The 18784-nt window shown below is 39.8% G+C and carries 16 protein-coding genes and 1 pseudogene; 9 read left to right on the top strand and 8 right to left on the bottom strand.

Features of this window, described 5'->3' with window-relative positions:
* Positions 1 to 58: 58 nt before the first annotated feature.
* A pseudogene (locus FGD67_RS21785) lies at positions 59 to 494 on the bottom strand (hypothetical protein).
* Positions 495 to 568: 74 nt separating this feature from the next.
* Here FGD67_RS21785 and FGD67_RS10545 point away from each other — a divergent pair.
* Entirely contained in the window at positions 569 to 829 is a 261-nt protein-coding gene (locus FGD67_RS10545) for a hypothetical protein (protein WP_257174957.1), read from the top strand.
* Positions 830 to 1178: 349 nt separating this feature from the next.
* Here the strand turns inward: FGD67_RS10545 and FGD67_RS10540 are convergent, their stop codons facing one another.
* The 3 genes from FGD67_RS10540 to FGD67_RS10530 form a co-directional block, all read right to left on the bottom strand.
* A complete protein-coding gene (locus tag FGD67_RS10540) occupies positions 1179 to 1415 on the bottom strand; it encodes an RNA-binding protein (protein WP_257174956.1) in 237 nt (78 codons plus the stop codon).
* 130 nt (positions 1416 to 1545) lie between these two features.
* A complete protein-coding gene (locus FGD67_RS10535) occupies positions 1546 to 2244 on the bottom strand; it encodes an exonuclease domain-containing protein (protein ID WP_257174955.1) in 699 nt (232 codons plus the stop codon).
* 15 nt (positions 2245 to 2259) lie between these two features.
* Positions 2260 to 4101 (bottom strand): putative nucleotidyltransferase substrate binding domain-containing protein, encoded by a 1842-nt coding sequence (locus tag FGD67_RS10530; protein WP_257174954.1) that lies wholly within the window; start codon positions 4099 to 4101, stop codon positions 2260 to 2262.
* Positions 4102 to 4378: 277 nt separating this feature from the next.
* Between FGD67_RS10530 and FGD67_RS10525 the strand changes: the two genes are divergently transcribed.
* From FGD67_RS10525 to FGD67_RS10510, 4 genes are all read left to right on the top strand, one after another.
* Positions 4379 to 4630, top strand: coding sequence for a DUF4212 domain-containing protein (locus tag FGD67_RS10525; protein ID WP_257175101.1), 252 nt, complete (start codon positions 4379 to 4381; stop codon positions 4628 to 4630).
* Entirely contained in the window at positions 4630 to 6369 is a 1740-nt protein-coding gene (locus tag FGD67_RS10520) for a sodium:solute symporter family protein (protein WP_257174953.1), read from the top strand. Before FGD67_RS10525 ends, FGD67_RS10520 begins: the two co-directional genes overlap by 1 nt.
* A 172-nt stretch (positions 6370 to 6541) precedes the next feature.
* Positions 6542 to 6982, top strand: a complete 441-nt coding sequence (locus tag FGD67_RS10515) for a hypothetical protein (RefSeq protein ID WP_257174952.1) — start codon at positions 6542 to 6544, stop codon at positions 6980 to 6982.
* Between the two features lie 126 nt (positions 6983 to 7108).
* Positions 7109 to 10552, top strand: a complete 3444-nt coding sequence (locus tag FGD67_RS10510; protein ID WP_257174951.1) for a PAS domain-containing hybrid sensor histidine kinase/response regulator — start codon at positions 7109 to 7111, stop codon at positions 10550 to 10552.
* A 19-nt stretch (positions 10553 to 10571) separates the two neighbouring features.
* On the opposite strand, the gene FGD67_RS10505 is transcribed toward FGD67_RS10510, so the two are convergent.
* From FGD67_RS10505 to coaBC, 4 genes are all read right to left on the bottom strand, one after another.
* Positions 10572 to 11231 carry a response regulator transcription factor gene (locus FGD67_RS10505; RefSeq protein WP_257174950.1) on the bottom strand — a complete coding sequence of 220 codons (660 nt, stop codon included), beginning with the start codon at positions 11229 to 11231 and terminating at the stop codon, positions 10572 to 10574.
* A gap of 162 nt (positions 11232 to 11393) precedes the next feature.
* On the bottom strand, positions 11394 to 12866 hold the full coding sequence (locus FGD67_RS10500) for an aminoacyl-histidine dipeptidase (protein ID WP_257174949.1): 1473 nt from the start codon (positions 12864 to 12866) through the stop codon (positions 11394 to 11396).
* A 58-nt stretch (positions 12867 to 12924) separates the two neighbouring features.
* Positions 12925 to 13509, bottom strand: a complete 585-nt coding sequence (gene slmA / locus FGD67_RS10495) for a nucleoid occlusion factor SlmA (RefSeq protein ID WP_257174948.1) — start codon at positions 13507 to 13509, stop codon at positions 12925 to 12927.
* Positions 13510 to 13634: 125 nt separating this feature from the next.
* Positions 13635 to 14867 carry a bifunctional phosphopantothenoylcysteine decarboxylase/phosphopantothenate--cysteine ligase CoaBC gene (coaBC, locus tag FGD67_RS10490; RefSeq protein WP_257174947.1) on the bottom strand — a complete coding sequence of 411 codons (1233 nt, stop codon included), beginning with the start codon at positions 14865 to 14867 and terminating at the stop codon, positions 13635 to 13637.
* Between the two features lie 84 nt (positions 14868 to 14951).
* On the opposite strand from coaBC, the gene radC reads away from it, so the two are divergent.
* The 4 genes from radC (at position 14952) to FGD67_RS10470 (ending at position 18687) form a co-directional block, all read left to right on the top strand.
* A complete protein-coding gene (gene radC / locus FGD67_RS10485) occupies positions 14952 to 15629 on the top strand; it encodes a DNA repair protein RadC (RefSeq protein WP_257174946.1) in 678 nt (225 codons plus the stop codon).
* 499 nt (positions 15630 to 16128) lie between these two features.
* The gene (gene rpmB, locus FGD67_RS10480; RefSeq protein WP_077284236.1) at positions 16129 to 16365 is read left to right on the top strand and encodes a 50S ribosomal protein L28; all 237 of its coding nucleotides are present in this window, start codon (positions 16129 to 16131) and stop codon (positions 16363 to 16365) included.
* Positions 16366 to 16376: 11 nt separating this feature from the next.
* Complete coding sequence (rpmG, locus tag FGD67_RS10475; protein WP_070375415.1) at positions 16377 to 16532, top strand: 50S ribosomal protein L33; 156 nt, start codon at positions 16377 to 16379, stop codon at positions 16530 to 16532.
* Positions 16533 to 16848: 316 nt separating this feature from the next.
* Positions 16849 to 18687: an alkaline phosphatase family protein gene (locus tag FGD67_RS10470; protein ID WP_257174945.1), complete on the top strand. Its 1839-nt coding sequence runs from the start codon at positions 16849 to 16851 to the stop codon at positions 18685 to 18687.
* Positions 18688 to 18784: the final 97 nt, after the last annotated feature.

Raw genomic sequence — 18784 nt, 5'->3', positions numbered from 1 at the left:
TGGTTGTTGTTGGATCACTATACGTAAACGCTGTCGTGATCCTAATTAAGTTGTGCGGTTATCTTGACTGTATTGTCGTGTAGCGGGTGAGCAAATTTCGGTAATCAGCAATATGATTTGAAAACAAGGCGCCTAAGCCTTCTTCCAGTGCAGAAAACACCCTACACTTCGGTGACACACCCGCAATAATTAATTGTTTTTCCCCTGTTGCTTTAATGGCTTTAACAAAGTCCTCGTTGTCCCAAGCATTAATTTGTCCGAGACGTGCGATATAAGGTGGGTCAGGAAACATTGCTTCTAGTAGGCCGATCTTCAAAGCCAGTGGTTAAAATGATTGATAGCTGAAAATATTTTGCCATGTCGGTCAATGCTAAGACATTATTTTTACATTTATCAGGGTCAATATCCCGCACTAAAGAAAGTAACCCTGTTTAGTGGTCTACTAATAATACCGCCGCATCATCTTTATTTAATCTCAGGTAAGGTTTAGTCATTTTATTTCTGCTTATAAATAGTAGCCCAATATTGTTAACTAAGTGATCAGCTGTTTAATACCATTGGTATAACAATGGTATTAGCAGCGAGCAATCGTCGTATTGATTTAGTGGCGGAAGGAGTTGATGTCGCCATTAGAGTGCGACCAGCGCCTATGGAAGACAGTGAGCTTATTTTAAAAGTTTTATCTGAGCGCAGCCTGATTGTAATGGCTAGCCCTGCTTTGGTAGAAAAATATGGCGTCGTAAATCATCTAAGTGAACTAACTGTCTGGCCAAGTTTAGGTTTAGGGGCACCCAACATCATGATCACTGGCAATTACCATCGTTATTAGTGCCAGAAGAGCTAGTGGCAGGTTTACTCATGCATATCTTGCCTGATTGACAGCCCAACAAAGATATTATTCACTTGGTATATCCTTCTAGAAGGGGGTTACTGCCCTCTGTTCGTGCTTTGGTAGATTATCTAGCTGATTACTATAAATTATTTGATGAGCCATAGTGTTGGTAATGAAAAATGTGCTGAAATGTATTTGTTATTTTAGGTAAGTACTGAAGCTGAAATCGGGATAAGCTAAGGGTGTCAATGCTACAACTTTTATGTGTATCTGCGTTGCCTGCATGGAATCAAAAAAAAGCCAGTAATTTCATTGTGCTGGCTTTTTTATCAGTGCTTGAATAAGATTACTGCGCCATTTTTACGCGAATTTTATTATTAGCTACTTTTGTTTCATGTAGCTTAGTTAAGGCTAATTTTGCTTCTTTTTCATCTGGCATTTCGATAAAGGCAAAACCTTTTGATTTACCTGTTTCTTGGTCTAATACCAAATTACATTCAGTAACAGAGCCATGAGCAGAAAATAAAATGCGCAGCTCTTGTTCTGTGGTTGAGCGAGAAAGATTACGGGCTAAAAGTTTCATCATAAACCTTAGGTAGGTGATTGCTTAAGTGAATTGTCTCATAGTTTGGCGATAGACCAAGTTATTTTGTCTATTTAGGAAAAATAACTTGGCTAATATTTATCTATTGTTAGGAAGTCAGACGAACTTTTTATAAAATTAGTTGCTGCAAGGATATATTGTCAGTTCGATCGTTGATTTGTGCTAACAGCAATTCTGCCGTTGCGATGGCATCATTGAGGGCATTATGAGCATAGTGGTTGGGTAACTGATATGTTGCCCGCAAAGCTGAAAGCCTTAGTTGTGAAGGGTCGTAAGCAACGTCTCTTTTATCCAACTTTTTTTTAGCCACTACCAACGTATCAATAATCGGTAATGGTGGTGCCATACCATAAAGCTCTAAGCAAGCTTGGCGTAAAAATTGGCGCTCAATACGCGCAAAATGCACTAGCATGACTTTACCGGCAAGGCGTTTAAGCAACTGTTCTACGACTTCGGCTAAGGGTTGGCCTTGGTCTTTTTGATCATCAGTAATTTGATGAATCGTCACATTATCAGCTTTTAACCGACCTTTAGTGTTAATAATTTGATGGTAACTACTGCCTAGCTTTATTTGTTTGTGGCTTAAGTCTACGCAACCCACGCTGAGTAGCTTGTCTTGTACAGCGTCTAAACCTGTGGTTTCAAAGTCTACCGCTAAAATAGGGATTTGATCAAAAGGCGTATAAAGCGCAGGAAAAGGAGTGCTAAGAAAATCACGCAAGGGTCCTTTAGGGGCTTTTTTTAACATGCGTTTTCTTTGTGCTTCATAGCCGAGTAACCAGCGAGTCAGGGGATGATGATTAAACATAATAAGGGCTTATCGCTAATAGGTTGATTGACGGCTGTCTTGCATAGTTTTGATCACTTTAAAGGCATCTTTTAAATGTTCACGTTCGAGTTTTGAAATTTCCTTTGGTGACAAGTAGTTATTAGGTTGTTGTCCTTGTTGTAATTTATTGGCTTGGTGCATCATACGTAGCATGCTTAAAAACTCATAGGCATCAATTAAGTTGGCCGCAGAAGCTTTGGTTAATGAAGGTGTTCCTGCTGCTTGTTGTAGGCGTTCTATCGTATTGACCGAAGAAATGCCCTCAGATAAGGCATAAATACGCGCAAGATCAACGATAGGCGCAATACCATTGTGTTTTAAATCTAACGTGGCTTTATTTTCGCCATCTTGAATTAAGACAAAGTCACGGAAAAAGCCTAACGGTGGCCTTAAGTTTAAAGCATTACGTGATAAATGTGCGATAAAAAGTGTGCTGCGTTGCGTGGTTTTTAACATCTTTGTTTGTACTTGCTCGAGTAAACTGCTATCGCCGTAAACGGTGGCTAAATCGAAAAATATACTGCAATGCATTAATGCTTTTGGCTCTGGAGTGTTAATCCACTTGGCAAAATATTGCGTCCATACGTCTTGTGTTTGACACCATTTTGGATTGGTAGCCATGACATCACCCGGACAGTAAATAAAACCACAAGCTGCTAAACCATCAGAGACAAAGGTCGCGAGATCTTTAAACCAGTAGTTGTGTTGCGGTTGCATATCGTTTGAGATAATCAAGGCATTGTCTTGATCTGAATGGGCAAATTGTTCTTGCCGAGCTTGCGAGCCTGCGGCTAACCAGGCGTAAGGTACGGGGGGCGGGCCTAATAACTTTTCGGCCATTTCAATTAAGCGAATGGTGAAGGCCATGGTAATGGCACTGATGCTTTTACCAACATGATCAGCAGTCGTGCCCAACTTTGCCATGCGAATTTGTAATTTCGGTATCATATGGCTGATATCAGTTAATTCACTGACTGATTTTGCTTTATGAATGACACTGATGATATTGACGGCATTTTGCCCTTCGTTATTCATTAAGTCAGTGACTGTTACCATGCCCTTAAGTTGATTATTTACCGTAACGGGCAAATGATGAATATGTTTTTGAGTCATCATCATCAAAGCGTCATAGGCGGTATTTTTAAGGTCGATGGTGGCCATGTTGTCAGTCATGATGGCACTGACGGGCTGATCAATAGCTAAGCCTTGTGCGACGCAACGACGCCGAATGTCTTTATCGGTCACTATACCTAAAGGTTGCTCATTATCTGTGATAACTAAGCAGGATAAGCCTTTTTCGGTCATCAAAATAGCGGCTTGTTGAATACTGGCATCTGAGGCGATAGTAACGACAGGGCTGTGATAAAAATTTGCAATTGAGCTATTGAGTAATGATGCATTTAAGATTGCATCTTCATTAACTTGCAGCATTTTTTTATTGAGCCGTTGCTCTGACGTTTGTTGAAAAAATGCCATTACATCTGAAAATTCACCAGCTAACTGATAGAAACTATTGTAGTTAATGCTATATAACAAAGTGTCTTCGTCAGTGGTAACTTTGATATTGTCATTATTGTTGAAGCAGAATACGGTACATATTTCTCCTTCACCATACCTGGCCAATAATTCATCATCCGCGGTCACAGAACTTAATGCGCCTTTGCGTAAGATGTAGAGATTTTCATCGCTAACATCTTTGGGAGGAAGTGATTCTCCTCGGCGCACGTAGCAAATACTGATTTCTTTAACGACCTGCTCAAGAATATTACTCGGTAATAAATCCATTGGCGGAATCGCTTGTATAAATTCGCTGATTTCGGTTAATGCTGAGTCCATAGCGATATCTCGAGTAAATAGTGTCACTGTATTTAGGGGAATTACGACGCTTAAGTCAACTGTTTCAACGGTGTCCTAGACTAAAGTTTAATAGGAGCGCTGAAAAAAGGTTGCTAGTGTGTACCTTAGAGTAGGTTAAGTGTTGATTTATCCTTGTAGAGGATTGAATGAATAGTCAACCTCTCTTTAAACAACAGGTTAAAGCGTATAAAAATCATAAAACGCTGTGCCTATTAAGCTAAATAGACTTAATAGGAATAATTGCTAGGAGAGAATGATGGAAGGTAATGCAACATATTGGTCAGAGAATCTGCGCCTAATATTTATATGTCTTGCTATCTGGTTCGTAGTTTCATTTGGTTTTGGTTTGCTTCTTGTCGAGCCATTAAATGAAATACGTCTAGGTGGATACAAACTAGGTTTCTGGTTTGCACAACAAGGTTCAATTTACACCTTTGTCGGTTTAGTTTTTTGGTATACCAAAAAAATGAACGACCTTGATAAAAAATATAATGTGGGGGAATCATAATGGATGAGTTAAAACTCTATACATACATTGCTGTATTCGGTTCTTTCGCCGTTTATTTTGGTATTGCTTGGTGGGCTCGAGCGGGTTCAACTAGCGACTTCTATGTTGCTGGTGGTGGTGTTACGCCAATGCAAAATGGTATGGCGATTGGCGCCGATTGGATGAGTGCAGCGTCATTTATCTCAATGGCCGGTATGATCTCATTCTTAGGTTACGGCGGCTCTGTATTCTTGATGGGTTGGACCGGTGGCTATGTTTTACTTGCCATGTTGCTGGCGCCTTACATGCGTAAGCACGGTAAATTTACCGTTCCTGAATTTATTTTTGACCGTTACTATTCAAAAACTGCGCGTATAGTTGCCGTGGTTTGTTTAATCATAGCGTCATTAACTTATATTATCGGTCAAATGAAAGGTGTGGGTGTTGCTTTCTCTCGCTTCCTCGAAGTTGATTACGATTTAGGCCTTTACATCGGCATGTTCGTGGTTTGGGTTTATGCGGTACTCGGTGGTATGAAAGGTATTACTTATACGCAAATCGCCCAGTATTGTGTCTTAATTTTTGCATACACTATTCCTGCGGTATTTATCTCGTTACAGTTAACGGGTAATCCAATTCCACAATTAGGTTTAGGTTCTACTTTAGCGGATGGTAGCGGTGTTTACTTACTTGATAAGTTAGACATGGTAGTAACCGATCTTGGTTTTAAAGAGTACACCACGGATAACATGGGCGGCACAGTAAATATGTTCGCTTATACCTTGTCATTGATGATTGGTACCGCTGGTTTACCTCACGTTATCATGCGTTTCTTCACGGTTCCTTCAGTGAAAGCCGCACGTCAATCAGCAGGTTATGCATTAGTGTTTATCGCATTATTGTACACTGTTGCTCCAGCAGTTGGTGCCATGGCGCGTTTAAACTTAATGAATACTATTGAGCCAGTAGCGGGTCAAAATATGGATTATGCTGAGCGCCCTCAATGGTTTAAAGACTGGGAACATACAGGTTTATTACAATTTGAAGATAAAAACGGTGACGGCAAAATACAATATAATGCTGATAAAGCAACCAATGAAATGGTGAAAGTTGACCGTGACATTATGGTATTGGCTAACCCTGCAATTGCAAATCTACCAAACTGGGTTATTGCTTTAGTCGCAGCTGGTGGCTTAGCTGCTGCGTTGTCTACGGCCGCTGGTTTACTATTGGCGATTTCATCCTCTATTTCTCATGATTTAATGAAAGGGATACTAACACCTGATTTGACTGAGAAAAATGAGTTACTAGCGGGGCGTATTGTCATGACAATATCAGTGCTAGTGGCTGGTTGGCTTGGTTTAAATCCGCCTGGTTTTGCCGCAGGAACGGTGGCACTAGCCTTTGGTTTAGCAGCATCGTCAATATTCCCAGCATTAATGATGGGTATATTCGCTAAGAAAATGAGTGGCACTGCAGCAATATGGGGTATGTGTTCAGGTATCGGTGTTACTATGCTTTATGTGTTCCAACATAAAGGTATTATGTTTATCCCTGGTACGTCATTTCTTGGTGATATGGGTCCTAACTGGTTCTTTGGTATTTCACCTAATGCTTTTGGCTCAGTAGGCGCAGTCGTTAACTTTGTCGTAGCATTTACGGTATTGAGATTTACCGGTCCAGCACCTGCTCATATTCAACAGCTGGTTGAAAACTTCCGTACACCGCATGGTGGTGTATCGGCAGCACATGATCACTAGAGTACGGTAACGGTATTGAATACCACAGGAATAAAGGCTCCACTTGTGGAGCCTTTAATTTTTTCATTAACTCGCTTTGAAAAACAAATAGGCATTGTCGTGATAACCACTGCAATATGCAGTATTGAAGAATAATTTTTACATTTGGATACTAAAGAAAATAAGGATGATTATGAACCGTCATACAAAAGTAGCTTTAATGGTGGCACCGTTTCTTATCTTGGGTGGCTACATAGCGTCAGATTTTTATCTTGAAAAGCAAGCAGAGCAAACCCGGGTGTTTAAACTGGTACCCTTTGGTCATTGTGATGTGATCAATCAAAAATGTATTCTTAAATCAGGTAAATTTGAGGTTAATATATATGACAAGGCTGGGACAACTACGGTAAATTCAACTTTTCCACTTGATAGTGCTACGTTGTTTTTAGTTGATAAAAGCAATCAGGCGAGTGCATATCCGTTGGGTATGATTGATAATCCGTATTATTGGCAAAGTTCGACACCGTTACGTGAGCAGATTAGTGTGCAAGGCGAAAAATATAAATTACGTGTTATTGCCAATATTAAAGGTGGGCAATATATTGCTGAGTTTTATACTCAAACCGTTAAGTAGTGCTGTAATCTTTTAAACTGAATGCAGCTTAATATCTATAGGCATTCAATACCTTGAAGACAATGCATGACTTGTGGCGATAAATCCATATAATCTAATTATTAATATCAGTTTTAGAGAAGTTTTATGTTCCCAAATTGGCAATTAGCAGGCTTAAGTTTTGCTTATATAGGCCTATTGTTTTTTATTGCCTATATGGGAGATAAATATCGTCATAAATTAGTGCGAAAAAGCCAAGCGATTATTTATGCATTAACTTTAGGTGTCTATTGTACTTCTTGGAGTTTTTTAGGTACTACTGGGCAAGCATCAAGCAATTTTATTTCTCACCTGCCGATATATCTAGGGCCAATCATACTTTTTACTTTTGCTTGGCCTTTTATTCAGCGCATTATTCGTGTCAGTTTAAAGCTAAACCTCACTTCTATTGCCGATTTACTTGCAGCCCGATTTGGTAAATCACATAAGCTCGCTATTTTAGTCACCATAGTCGCATTAGTTGGCACTATGCCTTATATCGGCTTGCAATTAAAAGCCATTGTTTATTCTTTTCAGCAACTCCAAGCAGAACAAAGCTTAGCCAATTGGCATTTTGGTTTGGTTGTTAGTTTAATTTTAGCTGGTTTTACCATTGTTTTTGGGGTGCGTAATATTGATGTCACGGAACGTCATCCTGGGGTTATGCTCGCAATTGCCTTTGAGTCTTTAGTGAAATTATTTGCCTTTCTTGCGGTTGGTATTTTTGTTACTTATGTTTTATTTGACTCACCGATGGAAATTTGGCGACGTTCATCAGCTAATATCGAGCTCAACCAACAGCTTAACTTTCCTAATATTATGTCAATGTTTGCCATGTTAGTGATCGCCATGGCGGCTTTTTTATCTTTACCTCGGCAATTTCAAGTGATGGTGGTAGAGCTTAAAGATGAAAGAGATACTTGGCTTAGCCGGCGTATTTTTCCACTTTATTTATTAGTCTTTGCCATATTTGCCGTGCCTTTGGGCTTAGCAGGGCATTTATTGCTCGGCGACACTGTGCCATCAGATGCTTATGTTTTATTTTTACCTTGGTATCAGCAACAACCTTGGCTGACCTTATTAACATTCTTGGGCGCTATATCGGCGGCCAGTTCTATGGTGATTATTTCTTCTATCGCCTTAAGTACCATGCTCAGTAATGAGATTGTCTTTCCTTGGCTATATCGTGCCAATAAGCATAGCCACAGTCACAGTGATTACGATAATTTTCGTTTACGACTATTAACCATTCGCAAGGTGTTGGTGCTATTTGTTATTTTATTAGGTTATGGCGTATTTTTAATGGCATCGCCTGATACCTTAAGCTCGTTAGGCGAAATAGCTTTTGGTGCTTTCGCCCAATTAACTCCGGCCTTAGTTGCCGCTTTTTATTGGCGTAGAGCAACATTAACCGCGGTTTATGGCGGTATTTTAATTGGTTTTGGTGCTTGGTTGTTTCTCAATTTTATCCCACAATTTGGTGTCTACCCTAATCCTTTTGAAGGTAGTTTGCTTTCTGCAAGTTCAATGGCAAGTTTGCTGTCTTTATCGGTTAATGTTATCTCGATGTGGTTACTCTCTCACGTTAGTCGTCAGAGCGTACAAGAGCGCATGCAAGCTTCTTTATTTATGGAGTATCAAGCACCTAAAGCGCTACAGTTACAGCGCAATAAACAAATTAATGTCCAAGAGCTTGAGCTATTGGTATCGCGCTTCGTTGGTGAAAAAAAGTCGGCCATTAGTTTTGCGCAGTTTCAGCGCTTAACGGTTAAAGCTCAAATGAGTAATGTCGCTTATAACCAAAAATTACTACAACACACAGAAAATACCTTAGCAAGTGTTATGGGCGCGTCATCTGCTCGCTTGGTGTTATCTTCGGCCCTAGAAGGGCGTGATATTGCATTAGATGAAATTGCCGTGTTAGTTGAAGAGGCATCAAGTCAGCGTCAGCAATATAGTCAGGATTTATTACAAAGTGCGATAGAAAATGCCAGTGAAGGTATTTCGATTGTTGACAGTGAGTTAAACCTGGTTGCTTGGAATAAAAAATATGTTGATTTATTTGACTACCCTGCTGAGCTTATTTATCAAGGTAGCCCAGTGAGTGATTTAATTCGTTATAACGTTAAACGTGGCTTGTGTGGTGTTGGTAAGGTTGATCAACAAGTCAATAAGCGATTGACACATTTACGTAATGGCAGCCCGCATAGCTCTGAGCGAGAGCATAGTGATGGCCGAGTAATACGTATCGAAGGCAACCCCTTACCTGGCGGTGGTTTTGTTATGCTATTTTCTGATATTACTGCTTATCGTCAAGCCGAAAGAGGTTTGATCGAAGCCAATGTCGATTTGGAAACTCGCGTACTAGAGCGCACCAGAAAACTAGAACAAACCAATGATGCTTTGGCATTAGCGCGCGAAAAGGCTGAACAAGCTCACGTGAAGAAAAGTTTATATTTGAAAGCCTGTAGCCATGATCTTATGCAACCTTTAGAAGCGGCACGTTTGTTTACCTCGGCTTTAGCTAGCCAAGGTAACTTGACTGCTACACAACAACGACAAGTTGATAATATTGATCATTCCTTAAAAGTGGCCAATGATTTGGTTGCGGATTTAGCTGAAATAGCCCGTATTGAAAGTGGTAATATCAAGCCGAATATTACTACTTTTTCAGTTAAATCGTTATTTAATGATCTGGCAAAAGAGTTTTCTGCGAGTGCGGTAGAGCTTAAAGTTGAATTTTGTGTGCATAGTAACTCTTTGTGGTTGCGCTCTGATCGGAGCTTATTGCGTCGGATATTACAAAATTTAATCGGTAATGCCTTTCGCTATGCCAGCCCTGGTAAAGTGTTATTGGGGGCAAGAGTAAAAGGCGCGCTTGTTGATATTCAAGTACTAGATAACGGCCCGGGTATTCCACTTGATAAACAAACCATGGTCTTCGAACAATTTACTCAGTTAGATAATCAGCAGAGTGCATCCGCAGGAGGCTTAGGTCTAGGGTTAAATATCACCCAAAGCTTAGCTAATTTATTGGCACACCCTTTGGCGCTAAGATCGGAAGTGGGCATGGGCTGTAAATTTTCTGTTGGCGTTGAGCGAGCTCAAGCACAACAAGAAGTACTGGTGACTAAACCCGCAGTCAATGTCGGTTTAAGTGATGTCACGGTAATGTGTATTGATAATGACCCTGATGTGCTCAGCGGTATGGTTGAGTTACTGTCTGCATGGGGCTGTAATGTTTTAGCGGCGGATTCATATGACCAAGCCATAGCACTGTATGATGACCATAAAAGCGATATCGAAATATTGCTGGTTGATTATCAACTTGATTATGACTTCAATGGTATCGCGCTTATTGCTCAGTTGAGAAAACTGAGTAGAAATTATGTTCCTGCTATTTTAATTACCGCCACCACAGATAGCGATTTAGAAGAAAAAACTTTAGCAGCAGATATCGGCTTTATGCGCAAATTGGTTAAGCCTGCCGCGCTTAGAGCAATGATGAGTGCTATGTTAACGAAAAAGCTACAAGAAAAATATTTGCAATAATGCTTTAATAAGCCATTAGCTAATTGTTTTGTAGTTGCACATCAGCAATATCAAGTTGTGCAATAGCAATCACCGCTTGTGTACGATTGCGTACATCAAGTTTACGAAATATTGCTGTCGCATGTGCTTTAATGGTAGCTTCGGAAACATTTAAGTCATAGGCAATTTGTTTATTGAGCATGCCTTGGGCAAACATCATTAAAATTCGATATTGTTGCTGAGTAAGGCTTGCAACACGCTCGGCAATATCGTTATTATCTTGTGTTGGTGCTAACTCGTTATAAGCTGAAGGGGTCCAAATATTACCTAATAATACGTGTTGAATAGCATTATAAATATCTTCAACAGGGGTAGATTTTGGAATAAATCCTGAAGCGCCGTAACCCATAGCTTTATGTATGATTTCATGATCTTCGTGAGCAGAGACGATAACCACGGGAATTTGTGGAAAGTGGTTACGAACATGAATCAAGGTGTTAAAACCATGTGCGCCGGGAATATGTAAATCTAATAAAACTAAATCACTGTCATTATTTTCACTCAGCTGTTGTTCTAGTTCGGCAATGGTTTGTGCTTCTAACCACTGCGTTTGCGTTAGTTTTAATTTTAATGTGGCCAATAACGCTTGCCTAAATAATGGGTGATCGTCAGCTATTATAATTTTTTCTGGCTGAATCATGTTACTGTTTCCTGTAAAAAACCCAAGTTAAGCTTAGGTGGTTGAGTTTAATTTATTAATTAAACTTTAGGCTAGATATGCACTACTTGCAGTCTTAATCATAGTTTATTGCAGCCAAAAGAAGAAGTAGCGCGTTATAAAAATAACGCGCGACAAGCGTAACTATGCCTTTTCTGGGATATTGGCTAATACAGCGATTAATAGCTGCCAATATTGTTCAACCGTGGCTATTTGCACTTTTTCATCAGGTGAATGTGGAAATTTTATGGTTGGACCAAATGATACCATGTCCCAGTGAGGATAGGCTGTTTTGAATAAACCACATTCAAGACCTGCATGAATAACCATAATTTCAGGCACTTTATTAAAAAGTTCCTGATAAGTATCACGCACTGTTTGCATTAATGCTGAGCCTGTATCTGGTTTCCAGCCAGGATAAGCGCCTGAAAATTTAATTGCAGCTCCAGCTAACTCAAATGTCGATTTCACCATAGTTTGTGCATCTAAGCGCCCATCATCATGTAAGCTACGAATTAACGTCATGGCAACAAACTTGTTACCTTTACTGCGTATAACACCTAAGTTTAATGAGGTTTCAACAATACCTTCAATATCATCGCTCATACGTAACACGCCGTTAGGGCAGGCGTTTAGGGCACGTAAAATGCTATTCTGAGTGTCGAGTGTCCAGCATTCATCAAAAGTTTCTGGCGAAATTAATAACATTTCAATACCCGTTTCGATTGAGCCTAAAGACTGGCGTATGGTGGTTAAGTATTCTGCCAGCTTAGCTTTAAAGGCACTAACTTGAGCTTTACTAATAACAAAACTAGCATCAGCTTCACGCGGAATAGCATTACGTAAACTTCCACCATTTAATTCGGTTAAACGTAGCTCAAACTCGTTACTTGCAGCCAGTAAAAACCTCACTAATAGCTTATTGGCATTGGCTCGACCGGTATGAATATCAACGCCAGAATGGCCACCTTTTAAACCGGAAATAGATAAGTTAAAAGACTCAACATCAGCCGGTACATCCTCATTGGCAATAGCGAACATTGCTTCACCATCAAGACCACCAGCACAGCCCATGTAAATTTCACCTTCTTGCTCTGAGTCGGTGTTGATCAGTAAGTCACCTTCCAACCAACCGGCCTCAAGGCCAAAAGCACCAGTCATGCCGGCTTCTTCATCAATAGTCACCAATACTTCTAATGGGCCATGAGGCACGTCATCGCTTGCCAAAATAGCCAATGCTGATGATAAACCAATGCCATTATCAGCGCCTAAGGTAGTCCCTTCAGCAGTAACCCAATCACCATCAGCTTCAGTGATAATATAAGCTTTAATCGGGTCCACGAGAAAATCATGCTTAGTAGCAGAATTTTTTTGCGGCACCATATCCATATGTGCTTGCAAAATAACGCCCTTTCTACTTTCCATTCCAGCAGTCGCTGGTTTTTTAATAATTAAATTACCAACGGCATCTTCTTTAACGCTCAAACCTAATTCACTAGCCCAAGTTTGGATCCAAAGTGATATTTTTTGTTCGTGCTTTGATGGGTGGGGAATGCTACAAATTTGCTCGAAAATTTGCCACAGTTTATTAGGTTGTAGTTGTGCTAACTTACTCACGATGTTTCCTTAAAGGTTTCATTTGCCAATAGAAATTGGTATATAGTCGATAATGGTGTTACTTATCAGCCATTAAAAATTGCCATTGTTCATTAAAATCATTACTGGGTTTTTTGGTAAAATCAGAACGAACATACTGATTAATTTTACCTTCCGCGAAAGCCATTAAAATATTGGCTAAAGCTGGCTCTGAGATAGTAAAACCTTTACCTTCTCTGAGCTTGCGCTCGCGTAACACTTGTTTAAATTGTGATTCTAGCTTCTCAAAAAATTGATTAACCCGTGCTCGTAAACGTTCGTTTTCGCCCATTAAGGCATCACCAGCTAAAATACGGCACATGCCAGGGTTACGTTCAGCAAATATGAGTAAAACATGTAAAATATGGTGGCACCGAATAAGGGCTTCTTTATGATCAGTTAATATCAGATTGACACGAGAAAAAATCGACTCTTCAATAAATTCTATTAAGCCTTCAAACATGCGTGCTTTTGATGGGAAGTGACGGTAAAGTGCCGCTTCGGAAACGCCGACTGCAACAGCAAGTTTTGCCGTTGTGATCCGCTGTCCAGCACTCGTTTGTAGCATATGAGCAAGGCATTCTAAAATTTGTTGTTTACGATTAGGTTTTTGAGTCGCCGACATAAAACTGATTCTCTTGTTTTTGTTATATTTTCAGTGCAAACCTAACAGGGTTGCTACTGAATAATTAGCATGATTGTATAGCGTTATTTAGTTGATATTCAATAAAGAACTTAACGGCTACGTACTTATTTTTTCAGTGTATTTTGCAACGTTTGCTGAATATGCTGAACTAATTTTTTGGCCAGTTCATTTTTGTTCATCAAGGGTAGCGCTTTTTCATCGTTAGCGGTAAACACGGTTAAGGCATTGTCGTCACTATTAAAACCTTGACCTTTAGCTGCGACATTATTCGCAGCAATCATATCGAGCTTTTTGCGGGCTAATTTATCGCGAGCATAAAGTTCAACATCTTGCGTTTCAGCGGCAAAGCCGACCGTAAAAGGTTTGTTTGCCATCGCGGCAACATCAGCCACAATATCTGGGTTTTTGATAAGGTTCAGTTGCATGCTATCGTGCGACTTTTTAATTTTTTCATTAGCAATATTGTCGATACGATAATCAGCCACAGCAGCACAAGCAACAAAAACATCTGCTGCAGAGGCATGCTCTAAAGCTTGGTGATGCATTTCTATCGCACTGGTGACCGCTATTTTATGACAATTCTCTGGTGTGGCTAAATTAACTGGACCTGAAATTATGGTTACTTCGGCGCCAAGATTTTGCGCGGCACTGGCGATAGCAAAGCCCATCTTTCCAGAGCTGTAATTAGAGATATAGCGTACTGGATCGATAGCTTCACGCGTTGGACCTGCGGTAATTAACCATTTTTGGCCCGTTAAAGGCTTTGGCTTAGATGGAATATTGTTTATGCTTTCAATTGCTTGGCAAGTTAATGTAACTAGCTCGTGCACTTCTAACATGCGTCCTAAACCGATATCACCACAAGCTTGTTCGCCAGCGCCAGGGCCAAAAATAGTATAATGCCATGAGGTTAATGTGTTGATGTTTTTTTGCGTTGCACGGTTATGCCACATTTGTTGATTCATTGCTGGAGCAATAGCAACTGGCGCAGCTGTCGCCAAGCAAAGTGTGGTTAATAAGTCGTTAGCCATGCCGGCAGCAATTTTAGCGATAAGATCGGCAGTGGCGGGAGCAATTAAAATAAAATCAGCCCACTTGGCCAGTTCAATATGACCCATAGCTAATTCAGCTTGTGTATCTAACAAACTATCGGATACCGCATTGGCAGAAACCGCTTGCAAGGTTAATGGTGTAATAAAGGCTTTGGCACCTTCAGTCATTACCACGCGAACATCGGCACCCTGATCTTTTAATCGGCGCACTAGCTCTGGCGTTTTATAAGCAGCGATACCACCACTAATACCCAATAGAATTTTTTTACCCTGAAGAATCTGCATAAACTGCTAATCTTAATAACGACAATGGGCGATAAGATAGCATTATTCGCAGTTTTTTTGAAATCACTTTGCAAGGATGCACTTATGTTAAAAGACTGGCCTGCCGATGAAAAACCGCGTGAGAAGTTATTACAGCATGGTGCGCAAAGTTTAAGTGATGCTGAATTGTTGGCAATATTTCTACGTACGGGGGTTAAGGGCTGCCATGTTGTAGATCTATCTAGAAAACTGTTAAAAAGTTTTGGTAGCATATCTAAAATATATCAAGCTGATTTAGCTAGCTTTTGTCAGCATCATGGCTTAGGTGTGGCAAAATATGTGCAGTTGCAAGCCTGCTTGGAAATGTCGAAACGTTATTTGGCTGAACAAATGGATATGGGGCAAGCGTTAACATCTTCTGCCATGACCCAAAATTTTTTAACTGCGGAATTACGTCATGAAACTAGAGAAGTTTTCGCGGTTTTGTTTTTAAACACTCAACACCAAGTGATTAAGTTTGAACGTTTATTTCACGGTACAATTAATGCGGCGGCTGTTTATCCACGTATTGTGGTGGAGTTCGCGATAAAATATCAAGCCGGTGCAGTTATTCTCGCGCACAATCATCCCTCAGGCATTGCTGAACCAAGTATTGCCGATAATCAAATCACTACGCGCTTAGAGCAAGCGCTGGCGTTAATTGATGTCAAAGTACTTGATCATATCATTGTTGCGGGCTGTTACTGTTATTCGTATGCCGAACATGGTCGTATTAGTCTTTAATATTAGGATATTGATGACACTAGATGAATCTAACTCTTTTTCTAAGCCCTAAATAGTAATAAAAGCTTTTGGCTGTTTAGGTGCTAATTTTTATTTGAGGTTTTAGAGATCAATTCGTTGAGTAAATGACTAAAGCGTTATTTGTAATATAAAGATTGTGTGTTAATTATCTTAGATATTACGAGTATTTTACTTGATAAAGCTTGTCAGTAGGGTAAAAAATAAAAGTCAATGAAATGTCCGGCTGCGAAAATAGCCTGTTTATGCTGGATTATTGTTCTACTCGGATAATAATACAGCATAAAATAGCGTGATTTAGTTAGTTTTTTAAATTTAACTTATTGAAATTAATCTAAATTAAAAACTCCTGTCTTAATTTTTGATTAATGCTGGTATTCGTTTTTCACTTTCACTATAATATGCCACCTTTTTCAGGATCCCGAGGCGACGGTCTTGGGGAAATACAGCACGACCTGAAATTAATTTTGGAGTACTCAATATGTCTAAAGTCTGCCAAGTAACAGGCAAAAAGCCAATGGTTGGTAACAACCGTTCGCACGCAAGAAACGCGACTCGTCGTCGTTTTTTACCTAACCTTCAAACTCACCGTTTTTGGGTTGAGAGTGAAAATAGTTTCGTTAAATTACGTTTAACTCCGAAAGGAATGCGTATTATCGATAAAAAAGGTATTGATGCAGTTTTAACTGATATCCGTGCCCGTGGCGAAAAAGTTTAAGGAATTGCACAATGCGCGATAAAATTCGTTTAGTTTCTAGTGCTGGCACTGGCCATTTTTACACTACTGACAAAAACAAAAAAACTATGCCTGAAAAGATGGAGATCAAAAAATTCGATCCTCGTATCCGTCAGCATGTTATGTATAAAGAAGCTAAAATCAAGTAATTGATAGCCTCTTATTTAAAAGCCCAGTTTTATACTGGGTTTTTTATTGCCTAAAGAAAATAACGTAGTCCTTCCTTACCTTTATACGGTAATACCACAGGTAAATTTATATTTGCTTACTTTTCTCTTTTTGGTGAAAGTTGCCATGACATTTTTATCTGATATACACTGAGAGCAAAGAATAAAGCGCTTTTACCCAGTTTTTAAGGGGTTATTAAAGCCAATATACGTTTATTTCGGAGTTATTATCAGTACTTGTCAATCTATTCCAAGCATTATAGCCGGACCTATTGTTAGGCACGTTAGCCAACATCAATTGACCTTTTGGTTAGTGACTAGGCAAGCTTATCAGCTGCAGTTTCAATTATATGCTGAAGATGAACGGACGTTATTAGCTGATATGGCGTTAGATTGTCGACAAAACCAGCAAGTACGTATTGGTGAACAAGCTTTTATAAACTTAATATCAATAAACTTTCAAGACGCTTTACCACTTAATACTTTACTCTCTTATAATTTTATTTTTGGGACTGGTGAGCAGCAGCAATTGTTGACTGAGCTAATGCCTGAATTGCTGTATGCTGGGCAGAAATATCCTAATTTTATGATTAAATTTGACCTTCAGCAGATACTACATGGCTCTTGTCGAAAGCCGCATTTCGATAGCGCAGATGGTTTGGTTCAAGTGGATAACGTGATTGCAAATTCAATTAATGAAGGGCAATTACGGCCTGCGATGTTAATGATGTCAGGTGACCAAATTTATGCTGACGATGTTGCTGGGCCTATGTTGGTGGCTATTCATCAGGTTATTGAGCTATTAGGCCTATATGATGAAACTTGGCAAGGTACGGTTGTTAGCTCAAGTGATGAGCTGTTTGCTAGCCCTTTTTGTTACTATCAACGAGATCAACTACTGCCGAAAAATGATGCCAATAAAGCGGTTTATGAAAAAATATTCTCTGCCAGTAAAAAGCCGATATTTACTTCGGTTAATGCTAAAAATCATTTAGTCACCTTAGCAGAAGTCTTTGCAATGTATTTATTAACGTGGTCACCAATGATGTGGCGCTTGGTGGACTTAACCTCACATCGCGTGGCAGAGCCCTTTGCCGAAAAATATCGGATTGAAAGTAAAACTATTGAACAATTTTCGGCGGGCTTATCAGCTGTTGGGCGAGCATTAGCGCATATCCCAAGTTATATGATTTTTGATGACCATGACATTACCGATGACTGGAATTTAACCCGAGGTTGGGAAGAAGCCGCTTACCAGCACCCGTTTTCTAAGCAGATTATTGGCAATGCCTTAATAGGTTATTGGTTATGTCAAGGTTGGGGTAATGCCCCCGATAAATTTATTGAATTGAATCAAGAAGCTAACAATTACTTCACTGATAATGGCTATTTGCAACAAGAGCAATTGATTGATGCCCTGTTGGCTTGGGATCAGTGGCACTATAGCTTAGCCACTAGCCCTAAAGTTATTGTCCTAGATACGCGAACTCAACGTTGGCGCTCTGAAAGTAATGCTAACAAGCCCTCAGGTTTAATGGATTGGGAAGCATTGTCTGAGTTACAGCAAGAGTTGATTAATGAGCCAGAGGTAATATTAGTTTCACCAGCGCCTATTTATGGTGTCAAAATGATTGAAGCCATTCAACGAATTTTCACCTTTATCGGCTTGCCTTTAGTGGTTGATGCTGAGAACTGGATGGCACATTCTGGTACCGCTAATGTCATGCTAAATATTTTTCGCCATCATAAAACGCCACCAGATTTTATTATTTTATCTGGTGACGTACATTATTCCTTTTTTTACGAAGTTACCCATAGGTTTAGACGCAATAGCTCGCGAATTTTTCAGATCACTGCCAGTGGTATCAAAAACCAATTTCCTAGTGGCTTACTGAAATGGTTAGAGCGCTTGAATCGTTATTTATATGGTAGTCGTTCACCATTGAATTGGTTTACTAAACGCCGTCGTATGAAAATACAAGTGCGTAAGCCAGATCTGGAACAACGAAATGCCTTAATCAACCAAAGTGGTATTGGCTTGATCACTCTAACGCATGATGAACAAGTGGTAAAAGCGGAACTGCTAACGGCAAATAATAAACGAGTATTGTTTCATCCCCTGAACACAAGAGAGTAGTAATGCGACTTATCTCTTAAAGCTCGAAATGATATTTCAAGGGGATTTTCGCCATTAAACAAGGAGAAAGCACGGTAGGCATTTTCTCCGGTTTGAT

Source organism: Colwellia sp. M166, assembly GCF_024585285.1.
GTDB lineage: Bacteria > Pseudomonadota > Gammaproteobacteria > Enterobacterales > Alteromonadaceae > Cognaticolwellia.
This window is presented reverse-complemented; position numbering and strand designations above follow the sequence as displayed.

Coding starts and splice junctions, on each gene's coding strand:
- FGD67_RS10545 (WP_257174957.1), top strand. CDS start 569: ATGGTATTAGCAGCGAGCAATCGTCGTATTGATTTAGTGGCGGAAGGA.
- FGD67_RS10540 (WP_257174956.1), bottom strand. CDS start 1,415: ATGAAACTTTTAGCCCGTAATCTTTCTCGCTCAACCACAGAACAAGAG.
- FGD67_RS10535 (WP_257174955.1), bottom strand. CDS start 2,244: ATGTTTAATCATCATCCCCTGACTCGCTGGTTACTCGGCTATGAAGCA.
- FGD67_RS10530 (WP_257174954.1), bottom strand. CDS start 4,101: ATGGACTCAGCATTAACCGAAATCAGCGAATTTATACAAGCGATTCCG.
- FGD67_RS10525 (WP_257175101.1), top strand. CDS start 4,379: ATGGAAGGTAATGCAACATATTGGTCAGAGAATCTGCGCCTAATATTT.
- FGD67_RS10520 (WP_257174953.1), top strand. CDS start 4,630: ATGGATGAGTTAAAACTCTATACATACATTGCTGTATTCGGTTCTTTC.
- FGD67_RS10515 (WP_257174952.1), top strand. CDS start 6,542: ATGAACCGTCATACAAAAGTAGCTTTAATGGTGGCACCGTTTCTTATC.
- FGD67_RS10510 (WP_257174951.1), top strand. CDS start 7,109: ATGTTCCCAAATTGGCAATTAGCAGGCTTAAGTTTTGCTTATATAGGC.
- FGD67_RS10505 (WP_257174950.1), bottom strand. CDS start 11,231: ATGATTCAGCCAGAAAAAATTATAATAGCTGACGATCACCCATTATTT.
- slmA (WP_257174948.1), bottom strand. CDS start 13,509: ATGTCGGCGACTCAAAAACCTAATCGTAAACAACAAATTTTAGAATGC.
- coaBC (WP_257174947.1), bottom strand. CDS start 14,867: ATGCAGATTCTTCAGGGTAAAAAAATTCTATTGGGTATTAGTGGTGGT.
- radC (WP_257174946.1), top strand. CDS start 14,952: ATGTTAAAAGACTGGCCTGCCGATGAAAAACCGCGTGAGAAGTTATTA.
- rpmB (WP_077284236.1), top strand. CDS start 16,129: ATGTCTAAAGTCTGCCAAGTAACAGGCAAAAAGCCAATGGTTGGTAAC.
- rpmG (WP_070375415.1), top strand. CDS start 16,377: ATGCGCGATAAAATTCGTTTAGTTTCTAGTGCTGGCACTGGCCATTTT.